The sequence below is a fragment of the Draconibacterium halophilum genome (assembly GCF_010448835.1).
Taxonomy (GTDB): Bacteria; Bacteroidota; Bacteroidia; order Bacteroidales; family Prolixibacteraceae; genus Draconibacterium; species Draconibacterium halophilum.
The window spans coordinates 2,117,035-2,132,774 of record NZ_CP048409.1 but is presented as its reverse complement, the minus strand read 5'-3'; the positions used below and the strand labels follow the sequence as shown (position 1 = coordinate 2,132,774).

Here is a 15,740-nt window from a genome sequence, read left to right as displayed (position 1 = left end):
CTGAAACGGTTTCATGACTTTTTGATATCATTTGCTGAAATAACATTAACAACACTAACGATTAACCACAAAGAACTTTTTTGTGAGTATATTTCCCAGATTATCGCTAACAGTAATTGTGTGCCATCCTGGCTCCGGCCTAAGCTCAAACTGATGTATATTCTGAGTAATACCCAGAAAATTATTGTCTAAATACCAATAAACATCAACATTGCTTAAACGGTGTGCCAGTTCTACAATGAACTTCCCTTTAGTTCCGTCCAGTTCAACCGGAATAAAAACCCTGTTCCATTCTCTCGGATAAATAAAGTCGAGCTGCTGCTGGCTCTCCGTACAACCCGGCATCAACGGTGGCAAAGTAGCATAAAGCACATTCTCTTGTTTGTAATAATACTCCATTGCTGGCGGAAGAACAAACCAGTTTTTATGCACCATTTTTGAAACAGGATGACAATTGGCATTTACACGATGTGTTTGTGCTGCATTTAAATGAATGCGCTGATGCCACTGGCAAACGCCAATTTTATTTCCTTTCGGCACTAGAATAACCTTTCTGTTGTCGCAATTTTCTCCTGGCAAAAAGCCACTTTCATTACAAACCTCCATACTGTCCATTTCGTCAATAGGGGTATTAAACCATTGGACACCTGGCAATGTTGAAAATACATCAAACATTACCGGAGCAGCAGCAGATACACCTGTTAAACCAGCTCTCCCTTCACCGTCGGCATTACCAACCCAAACCGCAACAACATATTTGGGAGTAATACCAACTGCCCAGGCATCACGAAAGCCAAAACTGGTACCCGTTTTCCAGGCAATTTTCTTTGATCGGGCAAATCGCTCCCATCCTTTTTCCGATTCGGGGCGCGTTACTTCCAAAAGTGCTTTAAATGTTGAATATATTGATGCCGCCCTGATAACGGATTGTTCCAATTCAGCAGGCTGATCAATACTTTTATCTTCATTCGTTAGCAACGGAGAAAAAGGTTTCGAAAAATACAATCCATCCTCTTTATTGTAAGTATCTAAAATTGTTGCCAGCGAAGCATACATTCCGGCCAAATCCCACAGTTTTACTTCGGCACCACCCAAAATCAACGAAAGACCGTAATAATCGGGCGACTGATACAATGTCGACATCCCGGCTTGTTTCAGAAATGAATAAAACGGTGCTACGCCAAATTCACGCAACAAATGTACTGCCGGAATATTTAACGACCGTGCCAAAGCTTCTTCTGCCGAAACGGCACCAATGTATTGCCGATCAAAATTCATAGGTGTAAAACCTCCAAAACGAATGGGAATATCGGGCACCAACATGCCGGGCAAAAGCAAGCCGTTATCCATCATTTTACAATACAAAAATGGCTTTAAAATACTGCCGGTACTTCTTGGAGATTGAACTACATCCACAAAATTTCCATGATTTAAACCATCACTTGAAAAGGTGTTTCCCACATAGGCTCTCACTTTTTTTGATGGTATTTCGGCTACCACCACTGCCATATTATTAATGTAATTAGACTTTAAACGGTGCTGGTGTTTTCGCACCACTATATTCACACGGTTTTGAATCGCATAATCAATAGTAGAATGTATTCGCTGTCCTCTCTTTTCTTTATTGACCAATTCGGTAAAATGATAGGCCGCATTTGGCAAGGCATTTACTTTTTCCGGCAATGGTTCTGCAACTGCCAGCTCGCAAGTCATACTATCAAGCGTTCCGTTTGCCAAAAGCTTTTGCAAAAGACGATCACGTTTCTGTTTCAACTTGTCATCCGATCGGCCTGGATATATTAGCGAAGGTGCATTAGGAAGTACAGCTAAAGTTGCCGACTCGGCCCACGACAACTGCTCACTTTCGCGTGCAAAGTATCGCCAGGATGCAGCTTCAATTCCCACTACATTTCCGCCAAAAGGTGCATGCGAGGCATATAATTTTAGTATTTCAGCTTTTGAATAACGTAGCTCAATATGCAAAGCCCAAAAAACTTCAATCAGTTTATTTTTCAGGTTCCGTGTTCTGTTTCCACGAGCCAGTCGGCTTACCTGCATAGTAATTGTACTACCTCCGCTCACCACTTTTCGGGCTTTTATATTCTGAAAAATGGCCCGTGCTATTGACGCGAGATTTACTCCGGGGTGATGATAAAAATGTTTGTCTTCGAATTGCAAAACACACAACTCGTACTTATGTGGGATACGATCACCGGCAGGAAACCGCCACTGCTCATCATCAGAAATACGAGCTCCCAACAAATCTCCGTTGCTACTTTCTACAACTGTTGAGTAGGAAGTTGTAAACAACGGACGCGGGACAAAAATACCGCTAAATAAAAACAGAACGAGTAATGATAACAAACCAATACTCCACCATTTCCACCAACGTCTGTTTTTTAATAATTTTGCCAAACCACAGAAATGTTATTTCACTACAACCATTCTACCTGCTTTTTTAGCACTTACGGAATTATCGTACATGGCCCCGCAACTTACCGGAGGCTGATAAAAACGTCCCTTATACGAAGCATTCAGGTAGAATACAAATGACTTTTGCTCGTTCATAGCCAAATCAAAATAAGTATAAATCCGGTCATCGCGAATGTCCTGATATTCAAAATTCGGCTCCTCACCCGGAACATCTCCAATGCGTTTATTTAAAATTTCCCATCCTGAAGGAACTAAGGTCGACAATACCATTTCTTCATAATCAACGCGTTTTCCCGGATGTTTTACAGTAACCACCATACTGAAATCGCTGCCCTGGCTAATACTTGCAGGATTGATTTCGTTGGTTGCACTATCGAGATATTTTATATTCATTATTAGGTTTGCAGACGAGGAAACGGAATCAATCCCCGAAGGAATTCCTTGTGTTACAACCCGCACAAAAGTAGCAGAGCTTCCTTCGTTTTCCATTTCAAGGTTAACCTGATCCGCAGTACTATTTTCTACGGGAATTTTAACAACCGGAATTTTTGTACGTAACTGATGATTCTTACCATTCACTTCAAGATCAAAACTTGTCTCGTTATCGCCAGCATAAAATTCTTCCGAGAAACACGCTGCAGCAAACAAGCACCACGCAGCCGTTTGTGTGCTTAACCATTCACGTTCGTTCATCTCATCAGAAATTGATTGTAACATTTCAAAAGCATTCTCCTGATCATTCAATAAGGTCAATGCCTCAAGCAACATAGCTTTGTCGCGCAACGACGAGCCGAAAGTCCCACCAAACTCGCGGTAGTCTTTTACTTGGGTAGTTACATTGGCAACCAATTGTTCAGCGGCATCCTTCCTCCCTGCCAGAATATAAGCCGCTGCCAAACGCCAGGTAATATCAGGTGATTTATTGCCTTTTTCGCGCAATCGATTCATTGCTGCCATATCAGGACTTCCGGACAACGCCAGCGTATACAAACGATAGGCTTGTGTTAAGTCGTAGTTTCGTAATTGAGAAGAATGCTCGAATGATCGGTTTCCCTTCCAGTTTCTGGCTTCCCTTCGCTGATAACGCAACCATTTATCTTTTAAGCCAAACGGAAGTGAATAACCGGCTTTTTCTGCCATTAAAATAAAATGCCCTACATAATTTGTTGCCCATTTATTTACGAATGATGATCCGGGCCAGTAACTAAATCCGCCGCTACCTAATTGAAATGACTGCAGTTTTACCAATGCTTTTCTCACATTGTCTTCTATTTCTAATTTCTGATTGGCTGTTACATCGGTTAACTGCCCCAAAAACAATTGCGGGAATACCGACGAAGTAACCTGTTCTACACATCCGTGCGGATACTGAATCAGGTAATTAAGGTGTTTCGTCAGATTTAGTGGAGGAAATCCGGTGATTTCAATCCACGCCTTGTTGGTGCCCGGTGTTCCAGGGGATTGCAAAGTACAAGCCCAACTTTCGTTGCTGTTTACTAGTTTCATTTCCTGTTTGGTAACCTGTAAATTCGGATTCCGAACATCTACTTCAACTTCATAAATGGCACGTTCGTCGCCCGATTTTGCTTCTACAACAATTTTTCCAACACCAATATCATCCTTTACATTTAATTTAAAGAAAGTCATCTTTTCACCTGTCTCATCAAATTGTATTGAATTCTCTTTTTCGCCAGCAAGCTCAAACAGTTCGTTTGTTTTCACCGAAACCGAAACATTTTTCACATGATCTTTCATCGCAAACACATCAACCGGGAGATCGAATGTTTCCAACGGTGCCAACATGCGTGGAACAGTTGCCAGCAACATTAATCCTTTACGCACCGGAACCGAGATTTCTTCGGCACCATACGCGCCCTGATTTCCGGCCACCACCATCATCCGAACTGCCCCAACATAATTCGGCATTTTAAATTCGTGCTTTTGGGTTTTCCCGGCTTCCAGTGTAAAAGGCCCGGCAAACTGAACTACCGGTTTAAAACGGTTGGCTTCCTTTTTATCCGACTCCACCAAACTTCCGTCGCCACCAATAGCAAATGCTTTTTCAAGACGAGCGCCATACGCACCGGCAACATAATCGTACATATCCCAGCTTTTAACTCCCAGTGCCTCGCGCTGATAAAAAGTATAGTGCGGATTTGGCGTTTTATAATTGGTTAATCCCAGCAATCCTTCGTCAACAACAGCCAAAGTGTACGTCATCTTTTTGCCATTTTTCTCCGACACTTCTACGGTGTAATTTGTTTCCGGTTCAATTTCGCTAAGGGTTTTTATTTCAGGCTGAAGAATAGTTTCCGGATTTTCTACCTTAACCGGAATTATACCGTAAAGCCGCAAAGGAGCATCATTCTCGGTATTCGCGTAGGCTTGTATTAAACTAACATTCACATAAAAGTTGGGAGCCATTTTTTTATTGGCTTTTAAGGTAAAACGCGTTTCTTTATCCGTCGTCTCCACCCAAAACATATCCAACACTTCGGTTCCGTTTTCAAGGCTTACCAGTGCCTTTCCCGCTTTCGACGAAGGAATTATAACCTCAATATCATCGCCAACATTGTATTTCGCCTTGTTGGTGCGAACACTAAGCATGGTTGCTCCCTGTTCCATTCCATCCGAGCGCCAGTTTCCCCACTTCGACATGTAAAACGTGGTTCCGGTTGAGTGCCCCGAAGTGTTATCTTTCACCCATAAAAAGTACCGACCATTATCCTGCCAGTTATTGTATTTTACGTTGAGTTTAATTTTAGATTTATGTTTGGCGTTGGAAATATTCCAATTACTCATCGGCTGATAAGATCGTCCCGACACATAGTGCGCAAGGTTTTCAGATCCCGACTCCCACCACCAGCGCCAGTTAATTTTATACAGTTGTACTTCCAAATCATTTCCTGAAACCGGTTTCCCGTTTTTATCTACCGTAACAATCTCGGGCAAATAATCAGTATCAGTGGTATACCAGTTATCGTCCGATTCGGGCATACGCACTCCAACATACGATTCGAAAGGAGAATATTTTGCACTGACTATCGACGTACTAAAATCTCCACCGCTCTCAAACACCCGCGATGTGAACCATGCATTTAACATTCCTGGAGCATTTTCCAAACCTTCCGGCTCGAACGAAACGTTTGCCTTGCCTGATTCGTCCAGTTTGCCGTCAAAAATTGTTTGCTCTTTTTGCGCGTAACTTGTTGCCGGATCTGTAAAAGTATAGTTTTGAAAATTATCAAACGTAGTATTGGCTTTGGTCAGTAATACATCAACTTTTGCTTTTAACGATTTTGCCGGGCTGCCATGCAACCAAGTTGCTGTTATTGGCACCACCTTGTTGCTTTGGTCAAGCATTTTATTTTCGGGTAAATCGAGCTCAATCTTTAAGCGGTTAGGTTTTATGGTTTCTATTTTTATCCGTTTCGAAAAGCGGCTGTTTCCCACCTGAACTTCTGCCCGCCAGTTACCAGTTGACGCATCTTTCTGAGTGTTAGTGGTTAACTGATAAAAACCATTTTCGCTGTTGGTAACAACACGTCGCTCAACCTGTTGATTTTTAGGATTAGTAAGACTAAAGATTACCGGATGATTTTCAGCACGGGAGGCATTGGTTTCCAAAATAAAATTGAGAAACAACGTATCGCCGGGACGCCACACATCGCGTTCGCCATAAATAAAACCTTTCATTCCATCGGTAATTTCCTGCCCCGATACATTGAAATTACTTATCGACAAGGAGGTTCCATCATCGAGGCGCAAATAGCCAAACTGATCGCCTTTTTGTGCAATCAGCAAGAATGGCTTTTTCTTCAAATCCACTTCTGCAAAACCGCGCGAATCAGTTTTTATTGTTTCAATTAGTTGATGCTGAAAATTGTAAAGCTTTAAGTCAACATCACCCATCGGTTCAGTTGAAATTAAATTTGAAACAGCAAATAACATTCGGTAGTCTTTTCCTTCCTTGGCCACAATTCCCATCTGCGACGCCATAATATTTTTACTCACAAAACGGTCGGAATTGTAGTACGACACATGACACGGATTATCGCGTTCGCGCCAATTATAGCCGTCAGGATAATAATGATTACTATACCAACCGGGCGTATCCCAATTGGTTTTATAATCTTCTTCCTGGTTTAAATCGGGTTCCTTCAACGTTTCGTCCGTTTCGTTATCAGGGCAATTGTATAATGAATAAGCTTTACTAAAACGCAACTCTACACGAAAAATGGCTCCCTGTTCAATGTCGATGAGTTTAGCCAAATCTATTTTAAATGTGTTCCAGTTGTTATAATTGATTGGCTCCTCGGAATAAAGATCAACCTTTTTGTCATAAATCAGGCGTCCAACTTGTTTTAAATCATTTTTTCCATCCAAGCTGTTTCCCTGAAAAAACTGAGCAACATTATCTTTAAAAATCTGAATAATCCTTACATCAACGGCATTTAAACTTATTGCTTCAAACGGAAAGATCATCGATTCGCTTTGAGGAACAATTACTCCTTTTCCGAGCAAACGCAACCTGGGTTCGGCGTTGGTAAATTGCAATAAAAAGTTAGCACCCGATTTAAGGCGTGCATAATTACTGCTTTTTATGCCTTCGTGAACGGTTAAATTTATTTCGCCCGAAATCCTTTTTTCTATCCATATTTTCACCAGGCTTCCATCCAATTCAAATCTTAGGTCCTGGTTATTTTCTAAGTCAATCAATCCGTTAAGATCCTGTGTTTTTAACAGCACATCAGAAAAACGGATATTCACGCATTGCTCGGGCTGCTGAACAACACTGGCTTCAAGCACCTTGAAATCGCTTAATGCCGGCACTTCAAGTTCTTTCACTCCCTTTTCATTCAAATCCAGCGAACTGCCATCCCATTTTACTTCCAGTTTCCCGGGGTTATCCTGCAAACGCGCAATACTATCAACGGTAAAAAAGTGTTTGCGCCCATCGGTATTATGATTCCATCTTACCGGCAACTCGTTGTTGTTTAAGCTGGTTGTAAGTATTTTTTCCACAGCCTGAGCTTCGGCAACATCAGCAGTTAAAATATAGCCGGTTAATTGCATTTGTTCCGAGCCAACATCTTCGTAATTTTTCAATCCTTCAACAGTTACAGAAAATGATTGCGGCACCGTTGAAAACCGAAATGGCATTTTCTGCAGATCGCTTTTTACCTGCATCACCTTTCCCAATAAAAAATTAGCTTCGTATGTTACACCTTGTTTTAATGGTTCAGATGGGCGAAATTCAAAAATACGATCGCTAACTTGCACGGCTTTTCCTTTTATGGCAGGCTTAAACTCGAATAGTTCGTCTGCCAGGTCTTCAAATTCAACCGGCTTGGTAAGGTGCACTGCAATTGCTGTTCTACTCGAAATTACACCACTTGTAAATGCCTGCACATAGTAAGTATATTCAGCACTTGGACCAACTTCTTTATTATTATTCTTTTTGCAAGAAACTGTAAAAAGGAGCAGAAAAAACAAGGGGACTATAAACTTTTTCACTTTTTGGGTTTTATGATTTTATATACGAAGATAAAAATAAGGAATTAGTACTCACTTTCATAGTTTAGTTTGTTTATGTTTCATAATTTTATTCACTAAATTCGGCACAAAACAGCTTTTACATATGAAAAAGATACTTATACTTTTTGCCCATCCTGCTTTTCAAAAATCACTCATTAACAAAACATTGATGGAGGCGGTTAAAGACATGGATGGTATTACCATCAATAACCTGTATGAAAAGTATCCCGATTTTTTTATGAATATACCTGTTGAGCAAAAACTATTAACGGAACACGATATCATCATCTGGCACCATCCGTTTTATTGGTATAGCGCCCCGGCGATTATAAAAGAGTGGATGGATCTGGTGCTGCAACATGGTTTTGCCTATGGAACACACGGTCGGGCGCTGGAGGGGAAATGGGCCATGTCGTGCATTACAACCGGAGGAAGCAAAGAAGTGTATAGAGCCGAGGGCAAAAATCGTTTCACCATTAACCAGTTTTTGGCACCTTTTAAACAATCGGCCAATCTTTGCCGAATGAAATACCTGCCACCTTTTGTGGTGCATGGGTCGCATACCTTAAAAAGGGATCATGTGCAAAAATATGCCGACGATTATCGTTCGGTCATACAGATGCTTCGCGACAACAAAATCAATTCGGAGCAATTTAATTCTATTGAATATATCAACGAAATTATAAAGCAAGATGCATAATCAGGAATTCTTTTTAAACGCTTTAATCTACCTCGGGGCAGCCGTTGTTTCGGTTCCTATCGCTAAAAAACTGGGGCTTGGCTCGGTACTGGGCTATCTGCTTGCCGGAATAGTAGTGGGACCATTTGTTTTAAGCCTGGTGGGTAACGAAGCCGGAGAAGTTATGCACTTTGCCGAGTTTGGTGTTGTACTGATGCTTTTTATAATTGGATTGGAACTGGAGCCCAAACTTTTATGGAAAATGCGGCGCTCAATTTTTGGATTGGGAGGTTTACAAGTACTTATTACTGCCGGAATAATTACCGGCGTTGCATTGCTGCTCAAGTTCCAGCTAAACCGTGCTGTGGCCATCGGGCTTATTCTTGCGCTTTCATCAACGGCAATTGTACTGCAAACATTATCGGAAAAAGGACTGATGCGCAACATTGCCGGCCGATCAGCTTTTTCGGTTCTGCTGTTTCAGGATATGGCGGTTATCCCTATTCTGGCGTTACTGCCGTTAATAGCAACTTTAGGAACACCTGCCGATCTTTCCGACACATCAATTAACAGCATTGGACAGGTAGCGCAATTGCCGGGCTGGTTGCAGCTATTAATCATTATTGGGGCCATTTCAGTTATGGTGATTATTGGCCGGTTTGCGGCACGACATATTTTTCGTTTGGTTGCCGAAACTGGTTTACACGAGGTATTTGTAGCACTGGCACTACTTATGGTTATTGGTATTGCGTTAGGCATGGATGCCATAGGTTTATCGCCTGCGCTGGGAACATTTATTGCCGGTGTTGTTTTGGCCGACAGCGAATACCGGCATGAGTTGGAAACCACCATAGATCCGTTTAAAGGATTGCTGCTAGGACTTTTCTTTATCTCGGTGGGTGCCAGCATTAATTTCACGTTGCTAGTTGAAAATCCGTGGATGATCATTCAGTTTGTATTATTACTCATTCTGTTAAAGTTTATCGTTCTCTTGTTTTTAGGCCGAATGTTCAGGCTGAAAAAAGGTTTTGAGTTTCTTTTTGCTTTTCTGTTGTCGCAAGCCAGCGAATTTGCATTTGTTCTCATCTCTTTCTCGAGACAAAATAAATTGTTCGACGAGCAAACTTCAGGGATGTTACTACTTGTGGTCACTTTGTCGATGGCCATATCGCCGCTGTTACTCATTTTTAACGACAAAGCGGTGAGTCCGATCTTGGCACGTTGGCAAAACAAACAAGAATACGACGAAATTGAAGATGAAGAAACTCCGGTAATTCTTGCCGGGTTCGGACGCTTTGGATTAACCGTTGGAAGAATTCTTATAGCTAATGGAATAAAAGTTACCATCCTTGATAACAATCCGTCCAATGTTGAAACGCTGCGTAAATATGGTTTCAAACTGTATTTTGGTGATATTACCCGCCCCACCATGCTCGAAAAAGCTGGAATTGAAAAGGCCCGCTTGCTCATATTAAGTATGGCCGAACATGAAAATGCACTGAAAGTGGCCGAAATTGTGCGCAAAAAATACCCGCACGTAAAAATACTGGCGCGTGCCAACGATATATTTCATGTATTTGAATACCTGAATTTAAACATCAACAAAGTACAACGCGAAAACTTCCATTCGGCAGCGGAGTTAGGTAACAATGCTCTGGTAGAACTGGGCTTTTCGAAATACGAAGCGTACCGCGCCACACGCACTTTTAAACACCACGAACATCAGGTAACCGAAGAACTTTACCAGCACTGGCTGGAAGACCAAAGCAAATTTATTCAGGAAACCCGTAGGTTTGAGGAACAGGTAAAAGAAACACTACAGGCCGAGAAAAACTACTCGATACACGATAGCGATTGTGCATGGGATGTTGATTCGTTGAAAGATGAAGCAAAAAAGGAAGAGTAGCTTTCTTTTGTTTTGGGTAAAAACCTGAGTAGCGTCCGATTGACAAATTCCACTTTAATAACACAAAACCAAGCATTAAAGATTGCTATGCAATTTAAATCTGAACTTAAACTCAGAACGTCTTGCTGCACTTTTTCGAACCAACTAATTAAACGTTCGACAATCTAAATTAGACTACTTATAAATAGTCTCATTTTCAGAAAAATTGCTTTTTTGTCATATCGAGATTCAATTTATTATATAGTTTTGCCATCTGCAAATAGCAAAAACAGACAGTTACGGAATCTATAATTCGACATAAAGGCTATATTAAAGCGATAAAAGCCACCTCACTAACTGTGAATATTGTGAGTCAGTCGGCCTGTTCTACTTGCCACGCCAAGGGTGCATGCACTGTTTCCGATTATCAGGATAAAGAAATTGAGGTTTCCGAATACAAAGGCTACTACACAGTTGGCGACGAGGTCACCATTCTCTTTAAACAATCGAAAGGTTTTACAGCCCTAACCTGGGGTTATGTAATTCCGTTTTTTGTTGTTTTGGGCACTTTAATCATTGCGCTCGAGATTACCGGAGATGAACTAAAATCGGGACTTTTGTCATTATTTATACTTGTACCATACTATATAACATTATATTTTTTTAGGCATTTATTAAAAAAAGTATTGAAATTCGAACTCGAAGAAAACGCTGAATAAAATGAGTATCACTGTTGTATATACAATTGTCACATTAGCCGTAATTGGCGCCGCAGCAGCGGTAATCCTTTACTTTGTGGCACAGAAATTCAAAGTTATTGAAGATCCTCGCATCGACGATGTTGATGAAGCATTGCCGGGAGCCAACTGCGGAGGTTGTGGATACGCGGGCTGCCGGGCTTTTGCCGAAGCCCTTGTAAACGCAAGCGAATTGGGCGATTTATACTGTCCGGTTGGCGGCAACGACACGATGAACAGCGTGGCATCTATCCTGGGGCTTGAAGCCGTTAAGAAAGATCCGCGTGTGGCTTACATCCGTTGTAACGGCACCTGCGATAACCGCCCAAAAACCAGTAGTTTCGATGGAGCAACTACCTGCGCTATTGCCTCATCGGTTTACAGTGGCGAAAGCGATTGCCAGTTTGGCTGTCTGGGTTATGGCGACTGCTACGACTCTTGTGATTTTGATGCTATCGACTTGCGTTCAGAGCTTGGTGTTCCACAAATTATCGACGATAAATGTGTAGCCTGCGGAGCCTGCGTTGATGCTTGTCCGAAAGACCTGATTGAGTTGCGTAAGAAGATGCCAAAAAACCGCAAAGTTGTGGTATCGTGCCGTAACGAGGATAAAGGAGGCGTAGCGCGTAAAGCTTGCAAAGTAGCCTGTATTGGTTGTAGCAAGTGTTTCAAAGAGTGTCCTTTCGATGCCATTACAATGGAAAACAATCTGGCCTACATTGATTCCGACAAGTGTAAACTGTGCCGTAAATGTGTGGCCGTGTGTCCAACAAGCGCCATTATCGAAGAAAACTTTCCTCCGCGGAAAGTAAAGCCAGCAGAAAAAAAAGAGTGTGAACCAGCAAAATAAATCAGGATGTTAAAAACGTTCAAAATAGGCGGAGTACATCCTCCCGAAAATAAACTATCGAAAGATAAAAAGATTGAGGTACTGCCACTTCCAAAAACGGTATTTATTCCGGTAGCGCAACACATTGGTGCTCCTTCTACCCCATTGGTAAAACGTGGCGACGAGGTAAAAGCAGGACAGGTAATTGCACAAAGCAGCAGTTTCGTTTCAACCAACATACACTCTTCGGTTTCAGGAAAAGTGAAAAAAGTTGACTTTTCGGCTGACAGCTCGGGCTATCCGAAACAAGGTATTTTTATCGATGTAGATGGCGACGAGTGGGTTGAAGGGATCGACCGCTCTGAAGATTTGATAAAAGAAATTTCAATTGACGGACCTGATATCGTTAAGAAGATTCAGGAAGCCGGAATAGTTGGTTTGGGTGGTGCAACCTTCCCTACCCACGTAAAACTGGTACCGCCAAAAGGGATGAAAGCCGAAGTGCTGTTAATTAACGGCGTGGAGTGCGAACCTTACCTTACTTCGGACCACCGTTTGATGTTGGAAAAAGCCGACGAAATTATGGTGGGTATCCAATTGCTGATGAAAGCCATGAACGTGGACAAAGCCGTTATCGGCATTGAAAACAACAAGCCCGATGCGATTAAGCTGCTGAATGAAAAATGCAAAGGATATAATGGAGTGAGCGTTCAGTCCCTTAAAGTTCAGTATCCACAAGGAGGCGAAAAACAATTGATCAATGCTGTTACAGGAAAAGAAGTTCCTTCGGGATCTTTACCGATTGCGGTTGGTGCTGTAGTAAGTAATGTTGGAACTGCCTTTGCGGTTTACGAGGCTATTCAGAAAAACAAGCCACTGCTTGAGCGCGTGGTAACCGTTACCGGAAAAGGCCTTGAAAAACCATCGAATTTTATGGTGCGCATTGGTACAGCTACATCAGAATTGATTGAAGCTGCCGGCGGTCTGCCAGAAAACACAGGGAAAATTATTAGTGGTGGCCCCATGATGGGACGAGCCATTGCATCGCTCGATGTTCCGGTTACTAAAGGTACTTCTGGAATCCTGCTGATTAAAGAAGAAGAAAGCAAACGTCAGGAAATTGAACCTTGTATTCGTTGTTCGCGATGTACATCAGTTTGCCCAATGGGACTGGAACCTTACCTGCTGATGACTTTGGGAGAAAAACAAATTTTCGATCGTGCAGAAAACGAACGTATTATGGATTGTATCGAATGCGGATCGTGCAGCTACACCTGCCCTTCCAGCCGTCCGCTGCTCGATTATATCCGTTTGGGAAAAGGAAAAGTTGGAGCGATGATTCGTTCACGAAAAAAATAGTAATCAAACCATTTGTCATTTCGAAGGAGGTACGACTGAGAAATCTGTTGCTTCGATGTTAGAGATTTCTCCTCCTACGTCGTCGAAATGACAGGAAAAAAGAACAAGACAAACAGCTGAATAATGAGTAAATTATTAACAGTTTCACCATCACCGCACGTTCACTCGAGCGAATCAACCCAGAAGATTATGCTTCGGGTGGTATATGCGATGATTCCGGCTATGGCCTGGGGTATTTATATGTTTGGCCTCGATGCCGTTCGGGTGGGGTTAATTTCAATCCTGTCGTGCCTGGCCATCGAATACCTCATTCAACAATATGTAATGAAAGTAAAACCCAGTCTAACCGACGGGTCAGCTTTAATTACAGGCATTCTCCTTGCATTTAACGTGCCCGCAAATCTCCCCTGGTGGATTATTATAATAGGTGCGATTGCAGCCATGGGTATCGGAAAACTTTCGTTCGGTGGTTTGGGAGCCAACATTTTTAATCCGGCCCTTGTTGGACGTGTATTCCTGTTGATTTCGTTCCCGGTGCAAATGACATCGTGGCCAGCCACAAGATCGATGAGTATTGATGCAGTTTCGGCAGCTACTCCGCTGGCAGTAATAAAAGAAGGTATTAAAAACGGCATCCCGGTTTCACAACTGCAAGGATTGCCTGATTTAAGCGATATAGCCATCGGATTTAATAATGGATCGATGGGTGAAATATCAGCACTGTTACTGATTCTCGGTGGACTTTACATGCTGTGGAAAAAAGTGATTACCTGGCAAACGCCGGTATCGATTATACTTACTGTTCTTGTTGTTGCAGGTATTTTCTGGATGATTAATCCTGAGATGTATGTCAACCCGGTTTACCACATTTTTACTGGTGGTTTAATGTTGGGAGCTATTTTTATGGCAACCGATATGGTTACCTCGCCAATGACCGGCAAAGGACAATGGATCTACGGTATTGGAATTGGATTGATCACCATCTCCATTCGTATGTTTGGCGCTTACCCCGAAGGTATTTCATTTGCAATTTTAATTATGAATGCCTTTGTACCCTTGATAAACATGTATGTTAAACCTAAACGATTTGGAGGACAGTAAAATGGCAAAACGAGAATCGAGTTTTACGAACATGGTGTTAACACTGGTTTTGGTTACCGGTATTGCAGCAGCGGCTTTAGGTTTTGTATACGATTTCACAAAAGGTCCTATTGAGGTGGCGAAATTAAAAGCACAAACCGAAGCAATTAAAACGGTATTACCAGAATTTGACGAGCTGGGAGAAACAGTAGTGGTTAGTCCTGGTGAAGGAGAAGACTCCCTGCAATTTTTTCCCGCCTATAAAAATGGCGAGTTGGTTGGAACTGCCGTTAAGACCTACACTAAAAGTGGTTTTAGTGGATTTATTTCAATAATGACCGGAATTGACAAAGACGGGAACTTTTCAGGATACTCCGTTTTAGAACATGCAGAAACACCTGGTTTGGGATCAAAAATGGATGTTTGGTTTAACAACCCGGAAAAACCTAATCAGTACGTAATTGGTAAAAACCCGGAAACAACCAAATTTATGGTTTCGAAAGATGGTGGAGATATTGATGCTATAACAGCATCAACAATTACATCAAGAGCTTTTTTAGATGCGCTGAATCGTGCATACGATTCTTATAATGAAAACAACAAATAGAAGGTATTATGAATCAGTGGAAAAACTTTTCAAAAGGCTTTATAAAAGAAAATCCGGTTTTTGTACTGCTGCTCGGGATGTGCCCAACGTTGGGTGTTACCTCGTCGGCAATTAACGGACTTGGTATGGGATTGGCCACTACCTTTGTTTTGCTCATGTCGAACATTGTGGTGTCGCTGGTAAAAAGTGCGATTCCTGAAAAAGTACGCATTCCGGCATTTATAGTTATCATAGCAACCTTTGTAACTATTGTACAATTAACAATGCAGGCGTTTTTGCCGGCCTTGTACAAAAGCCTAGGTTTATTCATCCCGTTAATTGTTGTAAACTGCATAGTTTTAGGACGTGCGGAAGCTTTCGCATCGAAAAACAAAGTACTCTCCTCGGCAATCGACGGCCTGGGAATTGGACTTGGCTTTAGTTTCGCCCTGGTTTTGCTGGGAGGTATCAGAGAAATTTTGGGAAGCGGTAAAATCTTTAGCATTACCATTTACCCCGAGAACTACGTAACGCTTGTATTTGTGCTGGCCCCGGGTGCATTTATTGTTTTAGGATACCTGATTGCACTAATTAATCGTTTAAAGAAAAATTAG

The 15,740-nt window shown here is 41.9% G+C and carries 10 protein-coding genes; 8 read left to right on the top strand and 2 right to left on the bottom strand.

From position 1 onward, the window contains the following. Nucleotides 1-54 precede the first annotated feature (54 nt). Both pbpC and G0Q07_RS08530 read right to left on the bottom strand, forming a co-directional pair. Complete coding sequence (gene pbpC / locus G0Q07_RS08535; RefSeq protein ID WP_163345691.1) at nucleotides 55-2,415, bottom strand: penicillin-binding protein 1C; 2,361 nt, start codon at nucleotides 2,413-2,415, stop codon at nucleotides 55-57. Nucleotides 2,416-2,427: 12 nt separating this feature from the next. After that, nucleotides 2,428-7,950, bottom strand: coding sequence for an alpha-2-macroglobulin family protein (locus G0Q07_RS08530; protein ID WP_163345690.1), 5,523 nt, complete (start codon nucleotides 7,948-7,950; stop codon nucleotides 2,428-2,430). A gap of 124 nt (nucleotides 7,951-8,074) precedes the next feature. Between G0Q07_RS08530 and G0Q07_RS08525 the strand changes: the two genes are divergently transcribed. From G0Q07_RS08525 to G0Q07_RS08490, 8 genes are all read left to right on the top strand, one after another. Continuing rightward, a complete protein-coding gene (locus G0Q07_RS08525) occupies nucleotides 8,075-8,671 on the top strand; it encodes an NAD(P)H-dependent oxidoreductase (RefSeq protein WP_163345689.1) in 597 nt (198 codons plus the stop codon). After that, nucleotides 8,664-10,556: a monovalent cation:proton antiporter-2 (CPA2) family protein gene (locus G0Q07_RS08520; RefSeq protein ID WP_163345688.1), complete on the top strand. Its 1,893-nt coding sequence runs from the start codon at nucleotides 8,664-8,666 to the stop codon at nucleotides 10,554-10,556. Before G0Q07_RS08525 ends, G0Q07_RS08520 begins: the two co-directional genes overlap by 8 nt. A 287-nt stretch (nucleotides 10,557-10,843) precedes the next feature. Next, a complete protein-coding gene (locus G0Q07_RS08515; protein WP_317165145.1) occupies nucleotides 10,844-11,254 on the top strand; it encodes a SoxR reducing system RseC family protein in 411 nt (136 codons plus the stop codon). Between the two features lies 1 nt (nucleotide 11,255). Then, on the top strand, nucleotides 11,256-12,122 hold the full coding sequence (locus G0Q07_RS08510; RefSeq protein WP_163345686.1) for a Fe-S cluster domain-containing protein: 867 nt from the start codon (nucleotides 11,256-11,258) through the stop codon (nucleotides 12,120-12,122). A 6-nt stretch (nucleotides 12,123-12,128) separates the two neighbouring features. Continuing rightward, nucleotides 12,129-13,460 carry an electron transport complex subunit RsxC gene (gene rsxC, locus G0Q07_RS08505; RefSeq protein ID WP_163345685.1) on the top strand — a complete coding sequence of 444 codons (1,332 nt, stop codon included), beginning with the start codon at nucleotides 12,129-12,131 and terminating at the stop codon, nucleotides 13,458-13,460. Nucleotides 13,461-13,583: 123 nt separating this feature from the next. Further along, complete coding sequence (locus G0Q07_RS08500) at nucleotides 13,584-14,561, top strand: RnfABCDGE type electron transport complex subunit D (protein WP_163345684.1); 978 nt, start codon at nucleotides 13,584-13,586, stop codon at nucleotides 14,559-14,561. Further along, nucleotides 14,530-15,147 carry an RnfABCDGE type electron transport complex subunit G gene (locus G0Q07_RS08495; RefSeq protein WP_203532702.1) on the top strand — a complete coding sequence of 206 codons (618 nt, stop codon included), beginning with the start codon at nucleotides 14,530-14,532 and terminating at the stop codon, nucleotides 15,145-15,147. Before G0Q07_RS08500 ends, G0Q07_RS08495 begins: the two co-directional genes overlap by 32 nt. Before the next feature lie 8 nt (nucleotides 15,148-15,155). Continuing rightward, nucleotides 15,156-15,740 carry an RnfABCDGE type electron transport complex subunit E gene (locus tag G0Q07_RS08490; protein ID WP_163345683.1) on the top strand — a complete coding sequence of 195 codons (585 nt, stop codon included), beginning with the start codon at nucleotides 15,156-15,158 and terminating at the stop codon, nucleotides 15,738-15,740.

What these genes read in the sequence shown, in the direction of transcription:
- G0Q07_RS08500 (WP_163345684.1), top strand. Translation starts at nt 13,584, where the DNA reads ATGAGTAAATTATTAACAGTTTCACCATCACCGCACGTTCACTCGAGC.
- G0Q07_RS08525 (WP_163345689.1), top strand. Translation starts at nt 8,075, where the DNA reads ATGAAAAAGATACTTATACTTTTTGCCCATCCTGCTTTTCAAAAATCA.
- rsxC (WP_163345685.1), top strand. Translation starts at nt 12,129, where the DNA reads ATGTTAAAAACGTTCAAAATAGGCGGAGTACATCCTCCCGAAAATAAA.
- G0Q07_RS08495 (WP_203532702.1), top strand. Translation starts at nt 14,530, where the DNA reads ATGTTAAACCTAAACGATTTGGAGGACAGTAAAATGGCAAAACGAGAA.
- G0Q07_RS08490 (WP_163345683.1), top strand. Translation starts at nt 15,156, where the DNA reads ATGAATCAGTGGAAAAACTTTTCAAAAGGCTTTATAAAAGAAAATCCG.
- G0Q07_RS08520 (WP_163345688.1), top strand. Translation starts at nt 8,664, where the DNA reads ATGCATAATCAGGAATTCTTTTTAAACGCTTTAATCTACCTCGGGGCA.
- G0Q07_RS08510 (WP_163345686.1), top strand. Translation starts at nt 11,256, where the DNA reads ATGAGTATCACTGTTGTATATACAATTGTCACATTAGCCGTAATTGGC.